This is a genomic window from Mycobacterium sp. E1386, from assembly GCF_001672745.1.
Classification (GTDB): Bacteria; Actinomycetota; Actinomycetes; order Mycobacteriales; family Mycobacteriaceae; genus Mycobacterium.
This window is the reverse complement of record NZ_LZKH01000116.1, coordinates 1-15,427: the sequence shown is the minus strand read 5'-3', so window position 1 is coordinate 15,427 and position 15,427 is coordinate 1. Positions and strand designations below refer to the sequence as shown.

General features: G+C 70.2%; 17 protein-coding genes and 1 pseudogene. 4 read left to right on the top strand and 14 right to left on the bottom strand.

Translation table 11 applies throughout. The annotated features are described in order from the left end of the window. A pseudogene (locus tag A5709_RS12695) lies at positions 1-405 on the bottom strand (S-methyl-5'-thioadenosine phosphorylase); the annotation flags it as partial. Positions 406-476: 71 nt separating this feature from the next. Here A5709_RS12695 and A5709_RS12690 point away from each other — a divergent pair. Both A5709_RS12690 and fabH read left to right on the top strand, forming a co-directional pair. Continuing rightward, positions 477-1,349 carry a 1,4-dihydroxy-2-naphthoate polyprenyltransferase gene (locus A5709_RS12690; RefSeq protein ID WP_068120158.1) on the top strand — a complete coding sequence of 291 codons (873 nt, stop codon included), beginning with the start codon at positions 477-479 and terminating at the stop codon, positions 1,347-1,349. Positions 1,350-1,507: 158 nt separating this feature from the next. Further along, entirely contained in the window at positions 1,508-2,515 is a 1,008-nt protein-coding gene (gene fabH / locus A5709_RS12685) for a beta-ketoacyl-ACP synthase III (protein ID WP_067950150.1), read from the top strand. Positions 2,516-2,521: 6 nt separating this feature from the next. Here fabH and A5709_RS12680 read toward each other — a convergent pair whose 3' ends face one another. Next, positions 2,522-2,842: a DUF4229 domain-containing protein gene (locus A5709_RS12680; protein ID WP_068120160.1), complete on the bottom strand. Its 321-nt coding sequence runs from the start codon at positions 2,840-2,842 to the stop codon at positions 2,522-2,524. Positions 2,843-2,927: 85 nt separating this feature from the next. Between A5709_RS12680 and A5709_RS28040 the strand changes: the two genes are divergently transcribed. After that, entirely contained in the window at positions 2,928-3,089 is a 162-nt protein-coding gene (locus A5709_RS28040) for a hypothetical protein (RefSeq protein WP_156622576.1), read from the top strand. 8 nt (positions 3,090-3,097) lie between these two features. Here the strand turns inward: A5709_RS28040 and A5709_RS12675 are convergent, their stop codons facing one another. Genes A5709_RS12675 through A5709_RS12640 form a run of 8 tightly spaced genes read right to left on the bottom strand, consistent with a single transcriptional unit; the run spans position 3,098 to position 10,742 of the window. After that, entirely contained in the window at positions 3,098-4,396 is a 1,299-nt protein-coding gene (locus tag A5709_RS12675; RefSeq protein ID WP_067950165.1) for a MinD/ParA family protein, read from the bottom strand. A 42-nt stretch (positions 4,397-4,438) separates the two neighbouring features. Next, entirely contained in the window at positions 4,439-5,416 is a 978-nt protein-coding gene (gene ccsB / locus A5709_RS12670; RefSeq protein WP_067950152.1) for a c-type cytochrome biogenesis protein CcsB, read from the bottom strand. Further along, positions 5,413-7,041 carry a cytochrome c biogenesis protein ResB gene (locus tag A5709_RS12665; protein ID WP_067950154.1) on the bottom strand — a complete coding sequence of 543 codons (1,629 nt, stop codon included), beginning with the start codon at positions 7,039-7,041 and terminating at the stop codon, positions 5,413-5,415. Before A5709_RS12665 ends, ccsB begins: the two co-directional genes overlap by 4 nt. Then, a complete protein-coding gene (locus tag A5709_RS12660) occupies positions 7,038-7,817 on the bottom strand; it encodes a cytochrome c biogenesis CcdA family protein (RefSeq protein ID WP_067950156.1) in 780 nt (259 codons plus the stop codon). The genes A5709_RS12665 and A5709_RS12660 overlap by 4 nt, the downstream gene beginning before the upstream one ends. Beyond that, positions 7,814-8,401 (bottom strand): TlpA disulfide reductase family protein, encoded by a 588-nt coding sequence (locus A5709_RS12655; protein WP_068120156.1) that lies wholly within the window; start codon positions 8,399-8,401, stop codon positions 7,814-7,816. Before A5709_RS12655 ends, A5709_RS12660 begins: the two co-directional genes overlap by 4 nt. A 2-nt stretch (positions 8,402-8,403) precedes the next feature. Then, positions 8,404-9,009 (bottom strand): histidine phosphatase family protein, encoded by a 606-nt coding sequence (locus tag A5709_RS12650; RefSeq protein WP_068120153.1) that lies wholly within the window; start codon positions 9,007-9,009, stop codon positions 8,404-8,406. Continuing rightward, on the bottom strand, positions 9,009-10,340 hold the full coding sequence (hemL, locus tag A5709_RS12645) for a glutamate-1-semialdehyde 2,1-aminomutase (RefSeq protein ID WP_068120150.1): 1,332 nt from the start codon (positions 10,338-10,340) through the stop codon (positions 9,009-9,011). The genes A5709_RS12650 and hemL overlap by 1 nt, the downstream gene beginning before the upstream one ends. 57 nt (positions 10,341-10,397) lie before the next feature. Beyond that, complete coding sequence (locus tag A5709_RS12640) at positions 10,398-10,742, bottom strand: hypothetical protein (protein WP_067943554.1); 345 nt, start codon at positions 10,740-10,742, stop codon at positions 10,398-10,400. Between the two features lie 73 nt (positions 10,743-10,815). Here A5709_RS12640 and A5709_RS12635 point away from each other — a divergent pair, with 73 nt between their 5' ends. After that, positions 10,816-11,208, top strand: a complete 393-nt coding sequence (locus A5709_RS12635; protein WP_068120148.1) for a nitroreductase family deazaflavin-dependent oxidoreductase — start codon at positions 10,816-10,818, stop codon at positions 11,206-11,208. Between the two features lie 24 nt (positions 11,209-11,232). Here the strand turns inward: A5709_RS12635 and A5709_RS12630 are convergent, their stop codons facing one another. From A5709_RS12630 to A5709_RS12615, 4 genes are all read right to left on the bottom strand, one after another. Further along, the gene (locus A5709_RS12630) at positions 11,233-12,186 is read right to left on the bottom strand and encodes a DNA polymerase domain-containing protein (RefSeq protein WP_068120146.1); all 954 of its coding nucleotides are present in this window, start codon (positions 12,184-12,186) and stop codon (positions 11,233-11,235) included. Then, positions 12,183-13,571, bottom strand: a complete 1,389-nt coding sequence (locus tag A5709_RS12625; RefSeq protein WP_068011804.1) for an amino acid permease — start codon at positions 13,569-13,571, stop codon at positions 12,183-12,185. Before A5709_RS12625 ends, A5709_RS12630 begins: the two co-directional genes overlap by 4 nt. 20 nt (positions 13,572-13,591) lie before the next feature. Beyond that, positions 13,592-14,332 (bottom strand): class I SAM-dependent methyltransferase, encoded by a 741-nt coding sequence (locus A5709_RS12620; protein ID WP_156673387.1) that lies wholly within the window; start codon positions 14,330-14,332, stop codon positions 13,592-13,594. Between the two features lie 55 nt (positions 14,333-14,387). Next, positions 14,388-15,427, bottom strand: a 1,040-nt coding sequence (locus A5709_RS12615) for an MFS transporter (protein WP_068120144.1), incomplete at its 5' end; no start/stop codon positions are given.

The window sequence follows — 15,427 nt, the reverse complement described above, 5'->3', positions numbered from 1 at the left end:
CGCGGCGCGCAACGTGGGGCAGTACGGGTCGGCGAAGTCGACATGGATGCCGCCGGAGTCGAAGTAGGTGTCGGGGCGGCCGCTGGTGCGATCCACCAGCTGATCGGGCACCACCACCGCGCCCGGCCCGGCGTTGAGGTTCAGGCTGCCGACGGCGCACGGGCCGAAGACCCGGCGCACCCCGAGCTTGCGCAGCGCCCACATGTTGGCCCGATACGGCACGGTGTGCGCCGAGAACTGATGCGTGGTCCCGTGCCGGGGCAGGAACGCGACCTCGTGTCCCCCGACGGCGCCGATCGTCACCGGGGCGCTGGGCGGGCCGTACGGGGTGTCGACGTCGACGGCGCGGGTGTCGGACTCGAAGAAGGTGTAAAAGCCGCTGCCGCCGATGACTCCGAGCATCAGCCCATTGTGGTGCATGGCCGCACGCCGATCGCGGGTGCGGGGGCGCGCGGGGCCCCTGGCAGGATGCGTGCGTGGCCAACTTCGGGCAGTGGATCTCCGGTGCGCGGCCGCGGACGCTCCCCAACGCGGTGGCGCCGGTGGTCGCGGGCACCGGCGCGGCGGCGTGGCTGGGATCCGCGGTGTGGTGGAAGGCGCTGCTGGCGCTGGCCGTCGCGGTCGCGCTGACCGTCGGCGTCAACTACGCCAACGACTACTCCGACGGCATCCGAGGCACCGACGACGACCGGGCCGGCCCGGTGCGCCTGGTGGGCTCGCGGCTGGCCTCGCCCCGCTCGGTGCTCGCCGCCGCGGTGGCGAGCCTGGCGATCGGGGCGGCGGCCGGCCTGGCACTCGCGCTCGTCAGCGCGCCGTGGCTGATCGCCCTGGGAGCGGTGTGCATTGCCGGCGCGTGGCTGTACACGGGCGGCTCGAAACCCTACGGCTATGCCGGTTTCGGTGAGGTCGCGGTGTTCGTCTTCTTCGGCCTGGTGGCCGTGCTCGGCACCGAGTACACCCAGTCGCTGCGGGTGGACTGGGTGGGGGCGGCGCTCGCGGTGTCGATCGGCGCGCTGTCGTCGTCGGTGCTGGTGGCCAACAACCTGCGCGACATTCCGACCGACGCGCAGTCGGGGAAGATCACCCTGGCGGTGCGCCTGGGCGACGGCCGCACCCGCGTCCTGTACCAGGGGCTGCTGGCGACCGCCGGGGTATTGACCCTGGTGCTGATGGCCGCGACGCCGTGGTGCGCCGTGGGATTCGCTGCCACGCCGCTGGCGCTGCGCGCGGCGGGTCCGGTCCGGTCGGGACGCGGCGGCCGGGAGTTGGTTCCCGTGCTGCGGGACACCGGGCTGGCCATGGTCGTCTGGGCGATCGCGGTCGCCGCGGCCCTGGCGCTGGCCCGCTGATCGGGCGTGCGCCCACGGCGTTGACCGTGCGGCGGGGGCGGGGTTTGTCGGCGTGTCGCCGCCGTACATGCACACTCGAGTGCGACAGCGTGGCCGGATCCGATAACAATGAGGGACCGGACCGATGACGGTTCACAGCGAGCAGATCGGGGACAGTAGTGAAGCAGATCGCCGCGACCAGTGGACCGAAGAACATCGGCATGCTCAGCGTCGGGGCGTACCGCCCCGAACGGGTGGTCACCAACGACGAGATCTGCGAGAACATCGAGTCCTCCGATGAATGGATCTACTCCCGCACCGGAATCAAAACCCGCCGCTTCGCCGCCCGCGACGAATCCGCCGCGTCGATGGCCACCGAGGCCGGGCGGCAGGCGATCGCGAACGCCGGGCTGGTGCCGTCGGACATCGACTGCGTGATCGTCGCGACCAGCACGCATTTCCTGCAGACCCCGGCGTGCGCCCCGGCCGTCGCCGCGGCGCTGGGCGCCACCGGCGTGCCCGCGTTCGACGTCTCGGCGGGGTGCGCGGGCTTCGGCTACGCGCTCGGCGTCGCGGCCGACATGATCCGCGGCGGGACCGCCGCCAAGGTGCTGGTCCTCGGTTCGGAGAAGCTGTCCCCCACCGTGGACATGCAGGACCGCACCAACTGCTTCATCTTCGCCGACGGCGCGGCCGGGGTGGTGGTCGGCGAGACGCCCGAGCAGGGCATCGGGCCGACCGTCTGGGGCAGTGACGGCGAGCAGGCCCTGGCGATCCGCCAAGACATCGACTGGATCGACTACATGGACAGCCCGACGGGCCCGCGCCCCTTCCTGCGGCTCGAGGGCAGCGCGGTGTTCCGGTGGGCGGCATTCGAGATGGGCAAGGTCGGCCGGCAGGCGATGGACGCGGCGGGCGTCAGGCCCGACGAGATCGACGTGTTCGTGCCGCACCAGGCCAACAGCCGCATCAACGAGGTCCTGGCCAAGAGCCTCGAGTTGCGGCCGGACGCCGTCGTCGCCAACGACATCGAGCACACCGGCAACACGTCGGCGGCGTCCATCCCCCTGGCGATGGCCGAACTGCTGGCGACCGGGGCGGCCAAGCCGGGCGATCTCGCCCTGTTGATCGGTTACGGCGCGGGCCTCAGTTACGCCGCGCAGGTCGTCCGGATGCCCAACCTCTGACCGGCCTCACGCGTCGTCGGTCGGCGCCTCGCCCTGCAACCGCGCCCGCAGTTGTTCCCGTTCCCGGCGCCTGCGCTCGCCGGCGATCGCCAGCGACGCGGTAGCGCGCCGGCGCAGCGGGCCGAACAGCCAGATGCCCAGGGGCATGGCGATGATGAGGGCGAACAGCGCGGCGACCGCGATCGGAAACTGGCTGACACCGATGAGGCGGGCCACCCCGTAGATTGCGGCGGCAAGCGCCACCGCCAGCAGCAGCCGCGCCCCCGCGTAGAGGAGAACGTCGACGACCGCCCGAGAGCCGGCGCGGTGCTGCCCGCCCTCGTCCACGCGGTCCCCGGTGCTGTTGTCGCTGACTCCTTCTGACACAGGGGAAAGCCTACGGCCCGGGTATATTCGTCAACGGAGGTGTTGAGTGCTCTACCTGCTGCTCGTCCTGATGTTGGGGACCCTGATCTACGTTGGCTGGCGGACGGCTCGGTCACAAACCAACCGGGCGAAGACGCGCGTTATCGGGCCTGACGACGATCCAGACTTCTTACGGCGGTTAGGGCACGGGGACAACAACCCCCGCTAAGGCTCGCTCTACGCGACTCCGGGATTGCGCTGATCGCCCGGGAATCCGTCGGCGACAATGGCCGCCAGCTCGGTGAGCGCCTCGCGGGTCGACCGCTTGAGCCGGTCCAACTCGATTTCGGCGCCCTCCTCGAGGTGCGGGTCGAACGGCACGATCTGGACCGCGCGGCAGCGCCGGGAGAAGTGGTCGACCACCTTGTTCATGTCGACCTTGCCCGTCCGCGAACGCACGCCGTTGATGACCGCGACCGAGTTGCGGACCATCTCCTCGTGGCCGTGCGCGTCCAACCAGTCCAGCGTCGCCGAAGCGCTGCGGGCCCCGTCGATGGATCCCGAGCTGACCACGACGAGAACGTCGGCCTTCTCCAGCACCGAGGACATCACCGAATGCAGCAGTCCCGGGCCGCAGTCGGTGAGCACTAGGCCGTAGAACCGCTCCAGCACGTCCAGCACCCGGGTGTAGTCGTCGGCGCCGAACGCCTCCGAGATCGCCGGGTCGGTCTCCGACGCCAGCACCTCCAGCCCGCTCGGGCCTTTCGAGGTGTAGCGGCGGACGTCGCTGTAGCGCTCGATGCTGCCGGCGTCGTGCAGCAGCTGGCGCACCGTCGCCGCGGTCTCTAGCGGGATCTTCTGGCTCAGGGTGCCGCGGTCCGGGTTCGCGTCGACCGCGACGACCCGGTCGCCGCGGATGGAGGCGAAGGTGGCGCCCATGGTCGCGGCGATGGTCGTCTTGCCGACGCCGCCCTTGAGCGACACCAACGCGATGCGGTAGCACCCGCGCAAGGGGCGGTTCACCTGCGCCACCAAGTTGTTGTAGCGCGCGGCCCGGGGGCCCTCCCCGAGGTTGATCAGGTGGCCGGACAGCTCGTAGAGCAGCCGGCGCCAGCCCTCCGACGGCGGCGGCTTGACGGGCCGCAGCAGCATGCCGGTGGACAGCTCCGGGTAGGGCGTGTGCGGCAACGACTCCGGGCGCGGCGGGGCTTGCGGGGCCGGCGCGTCGACCGGGCCCGTGTAGTAGGCGCCGTAGGCGGTCGGGTCAACCCGCGGGATGCCGGTCACCGGCGTGGCGTCCCACGGCGGCATCCCCGCGGGCCTGGGCGTGGTGGGTGGTGCCGCCTCGCGCCGCTCCGGGCCGGGAACCCGCCGCTCGGTGCGGAACCCGGCGAAGGCGCGCGTCGGCGCTTCGCCGCCGTCGGCAAGAGACTGGTCGCCGTTTTCCGCCGATTGCGAGGCGGACGGCTCCTGCGGAGGCAATTGCGTCGTCGGCTGATCGGGCGTCCCGACGCCCGTCGTTGGATGGTCGGACACGTGCACTCCCCCTTGTTGTGTTACTTGGGTCGGTTGCTGCGGTCACCCCACGCCCGCATACGAATGCAGGCCCACAGTCACCAGGTTAACGAAGAACAGATTGAAGACCATGGCCACGAACCCGGCGACGTTGATCCATGCCGCCTTCCTGTCCCGCCAGCCCGCCGTCGACCTGGCGTGCAGGTACGCGGCGTAAATCACCCACGCGACGAAGGACACCGTCTCCTTGGGGTCCCAGCCCCAATACCGGCCCCAGGCCTCCTCCGCCCAGATCGCCCCGAAGATGACCCCGAAGCCGAACACCGGGAAGGCGAAGATCGTGGTCCGGTAGGCGACGCGGTCCAGGGTCTGAGCGTCGGGAAACCGTCGCACCATCCGGGCCAGGGCGCCCGGCGTCTCGGGGTCGCTCAGCCGCGACGTGCGCAGCAAGAACAAGATGCTGGCGATGCCGGCGACCATGAACACACCAGAGCCCAGGCTGACCACCGACACGTGGATGGGCAGCCAATAGGACTGCAGCGCGGGCATCACCGGCGCCGCGTTGGTGTAGAGCCAGCGGCCGGACACCGTGAGCAGGATCAGCACCGGCACCAGCAGGAAAACCCACAGCGGGCGGTACTGCGGGCGGCGCAGGACGATGGCCCCGGCGAGCAGGCCGCACATGCAGGTCAGGTTGATGAACTCGTACATGTTGCCCCACGGCACCCGCAGGGTGGCCAGGCCGCGCAGCACGATGCAGGCGAGCAGCAGCCCGATGCCGAGGTAGACGACGGCCAGCCCGGCCCGCCCCACCCGTTCGTCCAACGGCCGGCCGGACGCCTCCTCCACGATGCCGGGCGTGAAGCTATCGGAGGACACCGCACCGGCCAAAACCCGCTCGCGCCGGTCGACGCGGCGGCCGCCGGCATACGCCAGCTCGAAGGCCAACAGCAACAGCGCGATGACGAGCGCCACCACGGCGGACGTGAACGCCCAGTCGGAGTACCGCGCCAAGCCGATGTTGACGTGCACCGTGTTCATTTGACGTCCACCTGAGAACTCCTTTTGGACGCGGGGGGCCTGAGTGACTGCGCGGCGCCGGGCTCACCCAGCCCGTTGAGCACCCGCTCGGTCAACCGCTCGAACTCGTCGCCCCATCCGGAGTTGTCGGTGCGCGCCAGCCCGCCCAGTTCGACGTTCACCGTACCGGCCCCCGGGGTGAGCCTCACCCACACCCGGCGCCTGCGCACCAGCAGCGATACCACCAGGCCCGCCATCATCGTGATGGCGAAGACCAGCACCCAGGCCTGCCCGGGGTCGTGGGATACCTGCAGGTTGACGAACGGCACCGCGCCGTCGAAGCGGACGACCGTGCCGGCCGCCGGACCTTGGTCGATCCGCACCTCCTGCCCGGCGCGCAGGTTGACGCGCTTTTCCCTGGTGAGCCGGCCCTGCTGGATCAGCCGCGGATCGAGCGTGAACAGCGATTGGGGCCGCCCGGTGTCCAGCCCGGTATCGCCGCGGTAGATGTCGACGGCCACCGCGGGGGCGTTCAGCGCCGGGAAGCGCGACGACAAGAGCGCGCCGTCGAGCTGTTCGGTCGGCGCCAGCAGACCCTGGATCGCGATCTCGTGCTGTCGGCGATCGGCGGCGTTGGGATAGCTGCCCGCGGGCGGGTCGATGCGCACCACCCCGGACGAGAGCAGCGTCTGCGGGTTGTCGGGCCGCCATTGCACGGTCGACGTGCGGGTCTGCCCGTTCGGGAAGGTCACGGTGAAGGTGGGCGCGTAGCCGTGGCCCTGCAGGTACACCCGGTCGCCGCCGACCCGCAGCGGATGGTTGACCTCCAACAGGTAGTGCCGCCAGCTGTTGGCAGCAAGATCGTGTCCGGCCTGGTAGTCGATGTCGGCGGCGAACGAGGTGGCCTGCCCGGACGGCAGGTAGTGCGCCTGGAAGTCGTTGACGCGAATGCAGATCGGGTTGAGCGACGTGCCGTCGACGGTGTTGCCGGCGCGGAACGAATCGAACGCGGCCGGCGAGGCCGAGCAGAAGCCCGGGCCGGAGTCGGCGATCACGATGACGTTGCCCTCGTACCCGAACAGCTTGCCGACGGCCACCGCGACCAGCAGGCCCAGCAACGAGAAGTGGAAGGCGATGTTGCCGAACTCGCGCAGGTAGCCCTTCTCGGCGGACACCTCGACGGCTTCGCCTTCATGCCGGATGGCCGCGCGCCAGCCGCGCAGCCGGCCGGTGATCTCGTTCGCCAGGGCGTTCAGCTGGTCGGCGTCGGCTTCGATCTCGGCGCTGGCGTGCTTGGGCAGCCGGGCCAGGTTGCGCGGGGCGGCCACCGGGGTGGCGCGCAGGCTGCGGGCGTGCTCGATCATCCGCGGGGTCAGGCAGCCGACCAGCGAGACGAACAGCAGGACGTAGATGGCGGTGAACCAGAAGCTGGAGAAGACGTTGAAGGCCTGCAGCCGATCCAGCCACGGCCCGATGACGGGGTGGGCCTTCAGGTAGTCGTCGACCTTGCCGGCGTTGAGGCTGCGCTGCGGCAGCAGCGCCCCGGGGATCGCTCCCAGCGCGAGCAGGAACAGCAGCACCAGCGCGGTGCCCATCGACGTCAGCGCGCGCCAGGTGTTGCGGGACCAAGCGAGAAGTTGCCTCATATCGGCAGCCTCACGTCGGACACGAAGGCGTCGCGCAGCCAGGAGACGAAGTCGTTCCACGCCCCGCTGACCAGCAGCGCGCCGACCGCGATGAGCAGCGCGCCCCCGAAGATCTGGATGGCCCGGGTGTGGCGGCGCAGCCAGCCCAGCGCCCCCACCGCGCCGGCCGAGCCGAAGGCCAGCAGCACGAACGGGATGCCCAGCCCCAGGCAGTACGCGATCACCAGCACGATCCCGCGGGCCACGCTCGCGCCGTCGGTGGCCGAGGCCACGGTGATCACGCCGGCCAGCGTCGGGCCCAGGCACGGCGTCCAGCCAAGCGCGAACACCGCACCCAGCAGCGGGGCCCCGGCGACCGTCGTCAGCTGTCGCGGGCTGAACCGGGCCTGGCGTTGCAGGGCCGGGATGAGGCCGACGAACACCAGACCCATCACGATCGTCAGCACGCCACCGACCCGCTGGAGCAGCAGCTGGTTGGTGATCAGCGCCGTCGTCATGCCGAGGACGGCGACGGTTCCCAGCACGAACACCGTGGTGAACCCGGCGACGAACAGCGCCGCCGAACCCGCGACCCGCCACCGCGCCGACGGTGGGGCCTTGATGGCGCCGGGCGGTGGCTGCTCGTCGACGCCCACGACGGCGGCCAGGTAGGACAGGTAGCCGGGTACCAGCGGCACCACGCAGGGCGAGGCGAACGACACCAGCCCCGCCAGCAGGCACGCGCCGAGGGCCACCAGGAGCGGTCCGGCGGCGGCGATCTGGGTGAACCCGCTCATTCTTGGGCCACCTTCTGCACCACGGGCTGCAGGTCGGCCGCCAGCAGTTCGCGCAGGAACACCGCCGCGACCCGGTGCTGACGGTCCAGGACGAGCGTGGACGGGATCACGGTGGTCGGGTACTTGCCGCCGAACGCGATCAGCGTGCGCATCGCCGGGTCGTAGATGGAGGGGAACGTCACGTGTCGGTCGTTGACGAAGTCCAGCGCCGCCTGCCGGTTGCTGTCGCGCACGTCGATGCCGAGAAACGACACCCCCTTGTCGCGGGTGACGTCGTACACCTGCTGGAGTTGGCTGACCTCGGCCCGGCACGGGCCACACCACTGTCCCCAGATGTTGATGACGACGACGCGGCCGGCGAAGATCGGATCGTCCAGCGACAACGGGTGCGCGGGGTCCGCCAGGTCCGGCCCGGACAGCGCACCGGGGTGACCGCGGCTGGACGGCGGGTTGTAGTAGATGTCGGTCTTTCCGCCGGGCGAGACGAATTCGAACGTGCCGCCCTGCGCTACCGCGTCACGACCGGAAGAACAGCCGGCGACCAGGGTCGTCAGTACGACCCCGGCCATCGCCAGTCGCCACATGCTCAGCGCGCCGGCTCCTGGTACTCGACGTCGACCAGCCGGTCGCCCTCGTACACCAGGGTGGTGATCGAGCACAGCCCGCACTCGCGGCGCCGCGGGTCGTGCCACAGCCGCCGGCCGGTTAGGTGCAGGCGCAGCGTCCACACCGGCAGCTGATGGCTGACGCACACGACCTCGCTGCCGGCTGCGCGGGCGCGGGCCTTGTCCACCGCGGTCGTCATCCGCGCCGCGATCTCGGCGTACGGCTCGCCCCACGACGGGGTGAACGGGTTGCGCAGGTGCCACCAGACCCGCGGGTCGCGCCAGGCGCCGTCGCCGGGGCCGACGCGCCGGCCCTCGAAGAAGTTCGCCGATTCGATGAGGTCATGGTCGGTGTCCACGGCCACGTCGTGCTTGGCGGCGATGGGCGCGGCGGTTTCCTGGGCCCGCTGCAGTGGGGAGGCGACGACCGCGACGATGTCGCGCCCGGACAGCGCGTCGGCGACCGCGGCCGCCTGCTCGCGGCCCCGGTCGGACAGGTGGAATCCGGGCAGCCGGCCGTAGAGGACGCCGCCGGGGTTGTGCACCTCGCCGTGGCGCACGACGTGGACGCGGGTTTGCTCGGCCATCAGGGCTTGTCCTCCTGGGCGGCCGCGCGGGCGGCGTTGGGCAAGGCTTCGGCGATCCGGTCGAACGCCGCGTCGTCCAGCGCCGCCGAGACGAACCATGCCTCGAAAGCGCTGCAGGGCGGGTAGACGCCCGCGTTCAGCAGGGTGTGAAAGAACGGCGGATAACGCCACGTCTGGCTGGCCCGCGCGGACGCGAAGTCGGTCACCGGCGCATCGCCGAAGAACACGCTGAGCATGTTGCCTGCACGCGAAAGTTGGTGCGGCACAGCGGCGCTCGTCAACGCCTCGGACAGCATGCCGGCTAGCCGGTCGGCGTTGGCGTCCAGCGCGGCGTAGACCGCGGCGTCGGCGGCGCGCAGCGTCGCCAGGCCGGCGGCCACCGCCACCGGGTTGCCCGAGAGCGTGCCGGCCTGATACACCGGCCCCAGCGGCGCGAGCCGCTCCATCACCTCGGCGCGCCCGCCGAACGCGGCCGCCGGCAGTCCGCCGCTCATCACCTTGCCGAAGGTGATGAGGTCGGCCGCGACGGGATCGATTCCGTACCAACCACTTCGGCTGACCCGGAAGCCGGTCATCACCTCGTCGACGATGAGCAGCGCGCCATGTTCGGCGGTGATGGCGCGCAGCCCGGCGTTGTAGCCGGCCGCGGGTGGGACGACGCCCATATTGCCCGGGCTGGCTTCGGTGATCACCGCGGCGATCTGGTCACCGAACTCGGCGAAGGCCTGCCGCACGGCGTCGATGTCGTTGTAGGGCAACACAATCGTGTCGGCGGCCGCCGCGCCGGTGACCCCGGGCGAGGACGGCAGACCCAGCGTCGCCACCCCGGAGCCCGCGTCGGCGAGCAGGGCGTCGGCGTGGCCGTGATAGCAGCCGGAGAACTTGACGATCTTGGGCCTGCCGGTGAACCCGCGGGCCAGCCGGATCGCGCTCATCGTCGCCTCGGTCCCGGAGTTGACCAGCCGTATCCGTTCGACCGGTGCCACCCGCCCGATGATCTCGGCGGCCAGCCGGCTCTCCCCCGGCGTGGGCGCGCCGAACGACAGTCCGGAGGCCGCGGCCGTGGTGACTGCTTCGACGACGGCGGGGTGCGCGTGCCCGAGGATCATCGGACCCCAGGAGCAGACCAGGTCGACGTAGCGATTGCCGTCGGCGTCGGTGAGCCAGCACCCGCGGGCCTCGGTGATGAAGCGCGGGGTGCCGCCGACAGCGGTGAACGCCCGCACCGGGGAGTTCACCCCGCCGGGGATGACGGCGCAGGCATCCTCGAACAACCGGGCCGACGCCGCCGTGGTGGCGGCGTGCGCGGTCGCCTGGTCACTGCTTCCCATGACAACCAGTGTCCCAGCCTCCGCGGCCGGTTCAACTACAGGGTGTAGCAGGACGGGTTAGGCGTCACCCTGCCGCTCGGCTTGCTGGGCGGCCTGGAAGTGATGGCGGGCGGCCTCGCGTTCCCTCTCCGCCGCGCGCCGGTGCGCCTCGACGTCCCCGAGGCGCTCTTCGACCGCCCGCTCGTGCACTTCGGCGGCCCGCTCGTGCGCGGCGGCGGCTTCGTAGTGGCGATCCCGGTCGCGGCGGTGCGCCTCCTCGTCCCGCTCGTGCGCATGCTGGGCGCGGTCGGTCGCGCGCTCGACGTCGTCGGAGGTGATGGGCTTGCGCGCGGCCAGGTCCCGGCCCCTGCGCAGCAGCTCCTCGGCGCGCTGAGCCGCTTCGTTACCTGGCGAGTCGCCCATGTTCAGACACTAGACCCGATCGCCGCCAAAAGTTGGGTTGATGCCCGGGGACTCAGGCGAGTTGGATAGCGGTATGCAGATGCCGCAAGGACTCGCCCGGTTCAACCGTCGCGTCACCAACCCGGTTCAGCGGCTGTGGGCCGGCTGGCTGCCACCGTTCGCCATCGTCGAACACGTCGGCCGCCGCTCGGGCAAGCCGTACCGCACCCCGGTGAATGTGTTCAGCGCGGATGTCGACGGCAAGCCCGGGGTGGCGATCCTGCTGACCTACGGCCCGGACCGGGACTGGTTGAAGAACCTGACCGCCGCGGGAGGGGGGCGGATGCGCCGCAACGGCAAGGGTTTCGGCATCGCCGACCCGCGGGTGGTCACCAAGACCGAAGCGGCAGAGCACGTGACACGGGGCCGGACGGTGTTCGCCAGGCTGCCGTTCGAGGACGCGGTGCTGCTGACCAAAACCGAGTGAGGTGGATGCCCGCCCGCCAAAGCCTCAGTCGTCGCGGCGGGCCCGCGCGCGCCGTTTGCCCTCGTGCATCGCGGCCACCCGGGCGACCGGAATCGCGCGGCCCTGCTCGATCAGATCGTCCGGCAGGCGCTGCGGATCGGGCATGTGCTCGGCCCAGGGGTCGCGCCCGGCAAGGGCATCGAGCGCCGTGTGGATGGTGAAGTCGACGGGGCGCGCGGAATCGAGATCCGACCAGGCGAGCGGAAAGGACACCGGCATGCCCGGGCGCAGGCGCGGGCTGTAGGCGGCGACGACGGTCGCCCCGCCGGCCCGGGTCGAGTCCACGAACACCTTGCCGGCGCGGTCGGCCACGATGAAAGCCGTTGTCGCCCTTAGCGGGTCGAGCGCCTCCGAGCGGGCCGCCAGCGCCCGGGTCGCGGCCGCGACGTCGTCCACCGCAACGGTGCCGTCGAGCGGCACGAAGACGTGAATCCCCTTGGCGCCGCTGGTTTTCACCGCGCCCGCCAACCCGCTGTCGGCCAACGCCTGCCGGACCACGTGCGCGACGGCGACCACGGCGGTGAAGTCATCGTCGGCCGGCGGGTCGAGGTCGAGCACCAAATGGGTGGGCCGGCGCAGATCGTCGGCCAGGCCGAGCGATGGGTGGTATTCGACGGCGCGCTGATTGGCCAGCCATAACAGCGTTCGCAGGTCATCGCAGACGGCATAGCGCACTTGGCGTTTGGATGCCTCGGCCCATACCGGGACGGTTCGCAGCCAGGCCGGTGCGTAGTCCGGCACGTTCTTCTGCATGAACGCGGGCCTTCCCCCCAGCACGCGCAGCACCGTGAGCGCCCGACCGGCCACGACGGGCAACAATCGGTCGGCCACCGCGTCCAGGTAATCGATCAGGTCACGCTTGGTGGCTCCGGCGTCCGGGCTCAGCGGCTGGTCCAGGTTGGTCAAATCGACGGCCCCGCGGCGCTCGTCGGCTGTCATGACACACCGTCCGGAGGTGCACTGCCGCGGATCGCACGGCGAGTACCGATTCGGCCGCGGGTCCGGGCGGCGAAGTACAGCCCGATCACCACCGCCCACGACAGCAGGCTGAGCCAGAGCTGACTGCGCGCCGAGCGATCGAAGGCCATCTGCACCAGCACGGCGGTGATTCCGGCCAGGGTGAGGATCGACAGAACCGGGAAGAACCACATCTTCACCCGCAGCCTTTCGGCGGGGGTGCGGCGGCGCAGGATGATCTGCGACAGGGCGATCAGCCAGTAGACGAACAAGATGATCGCGCCCGAGGAGTTGAGCAGGAAGAGAAACACCGTGTTCGGCGCGACCCGCGCCATGATGACGCAGCCGAATCCGACCGCCGAGGAGCACAGGATGGCGATGTGCGGGACACCGCGCGCGCTCAGCCTGACCAAGCGCATCGGGGCCTCGCCCCGCGCGGCGAGCACGAACAGCATGCGCGACGCGGTGTACAAGCCGGAGTTCAGGCAGGACAGCACCGCGGTGAGCACTACGGCGTTCATCACCTGATCCGCGCCGCGCAGCCCAAGGTGCTTGAGCGCGGCCACGTACGGCGACGCGCCGAGTTCCACGGAGTCCCACGGCAACATCACCACCAGCAGGAATACCGACCCCACGAAGAAGACACCGATCCGCGCCACCACCGATCTCGTCGCCTTCTGGACCGCGAGTTCCGGGTCCCGGCTTTCCGCGGCGGCCACGGTGACGATCTCGGCACCGACCATCGAGAAGATCACCACCACAATGGCGGCGAAGACGGCCCCGACGCCCTTCGGGAAGAAGCCGCCGCGCGCGGTGAGGTTGGCCAGTCCACCGTGATGGCCCGGCACGAGCCCCAGCACGAAGGCCGTGCCCACACCGAGAAAGATCACGATGGTCGCGACTTTGATTCCGGCGAACCAGAATTCGAACTCACCGAAGGACGAGACGGAGAACAGGTTGGTCGCTGTCATCAAGACCATCAGGCACAGCGACAGCAGCCACAGCGGCGCATGAAACCAGTAGTTGAGGACTTTCCCGCCGGCAACGGCCTCGAAGCCGACCACGATCACCCAGAAATACCAGTACAGCCAGGCGACCGAGAATCCCGCCCAGCCGCCCAGCGCCTTAGCCGCGTAATCGGCGAACGACCCGGTCGACGGGTTCGCCGCCGCCATCTCGCCCAGCATGCGCATCACCAGGACGATCAGCAGGCCGCACAGCGCGTAGGTCAGAAACGCCGCGGGGCCAGTGTCCTTGATCACCACACCCGAGCCGACGAACAGGCCGGCACCGATGACACCGCCGAGGGCGATCATGCTGAGCTGGCGCTGCGACAACCCTTGGCGCAGTTGCGGAGTGCTAGCCATGCCGGTGCGTGCAGCGGTGATCAGTCGAGGCGGGTGGCCACCACCGACCACACCGGGAGGTGCACCCGGTGGTCTTCCAGCAGCGGGTCGATGACACCCAGCCGGTGTACCAGTGGCCGCATCCGCTGCAGAATCTCGCCCTGCTGCTCGGAGGCGAGCGTCTTCATGGCGTCGAACGTCTCCTTGAGGAAGCGGGCCTCGTACGTCGTGCCGCCGAGGTAGTCGATTCGCCATCCGTTGGCGCCGAACACCCGCTCGAAGTTGTCGGCGGGTATCGCCGTCCACTGCAGGCCGTTGACGTTGTGGGGGCTGAATTCGAACATGTAGAGCCGCGCCCCGGGCCTGGTGGCCCGGTGCAGCGCCTGGGCGTACCGCGTCTGGACGACCCCGTCGTTGAGGAACACGTGATAGAAGGCGCTGTCCACCACCGTGTCGAAACGATCCTCGAAGCCTTCGAGCCTGGTGGCGTCGGCCACCTGGAAATCGACCTGGACTCCGGCCCGATCGGCGTTCCGCTTGGCTTGCTCGATGGCCGAAGGTGACTCATCGATTCCGGTCGCCGAAAACCCTTGCGCGGCAAAGTGAATGGCGTGATATCCGGGGCCCGTCCCGGGATCGAGCACCTCGCCGCGGATCCCGCCGTAGGCAACCAACTGCTGGACCGCCGGCTGCGGGCCGCCGATGTCCCAGGGAATCCGCCCGCCGGCATGTTCTGCCTCGTCGTACAGCGGCTCAAAACCCGCGACGTTCCCGTCAGTCATTGCCTTCTCGCTTCCTCGCGACTCCCGACGGGAACGACACTAGTGCGAAGTCAGCTCAAAGATGTAGGTCTTGCTCGCGGATCAGTGCCGTGGCGAGCACGCTGATGACGGCCGTCGCGACCAAATACCCGCACGCCAGCCATGGCGCGCCGCCGAGAGCCGCGATGAGCGCGGTCACGATCATCGGGGTGACACCGGAGGCGTAGATGCCCGAGAACTGGTACACGAACGACAGACCGGTGTAGCGGGTGCTGGTGGGATACAGCGACGAGTACAGCGTGCCCTGCGCCCCGTAGAACAGCGCGTGCACCACACCGAACACGACGACCAGCGCCACCCCGAACCAGACCAGGTTCCTGGTGCCGAACAGCGCGAAGGCGGGAAACGCCGCAACGCCATAGCAGGCCACGCCGGCCAGATACACCCGCCGGGCGCCGAACCGGTCGGTCAGCGCCCCCGACACGGGCAGCAGCGCCGCCATCAACAGCGCCGCGATGGTCACCACCACCAGCACCGACACCCGGTTGAACCCCAGCGCCCCGGTGGCGTAGCTGATCGCGAAGACGCCCCAGGTGTTGAACGCCGAACCTTCGGCCCAGCGAGACAGCAAGCCCAACACGGTGTTTCGCCGCGATCGGGGTTCACGGACGATCTCGCGGATGGGCACCGTGGCCGTGGCCTCGAGCTCACGCAGCTCGCGAAAGGCCGGTGTCTCCTCGACCCGCAACCGCACCACGACGCCGATCACCACGAGCACCAGGCTGAGCAGAAAACCGATGCGCCAGCCGTAGGCGAGGAAGCGGGCCGCACCCAGGGCGATTTGCAGGAACGCGAAAATCCCTGTGCCCAAGGCTAATCCGAGCGCAAGTCCGATCTGCGGGATGGCCCCGAAGCGGCCGCGCCGGCCCTCGGGGCTGTGCTCCACGGCGAGCAACACGGCACCGGCCCACTCGCCGCCCAGGGCGAAGCCCTGCAGGATTCGCAGGGCCAACAGCAACAGCGGCGCCCATACCCCGATCTGGGCGGCGGTGGGCAGCACCCCGATCAACGCCGTGGCGACGCCCATGATCAGCATGGTCAGCGCGAGGCTGCGCT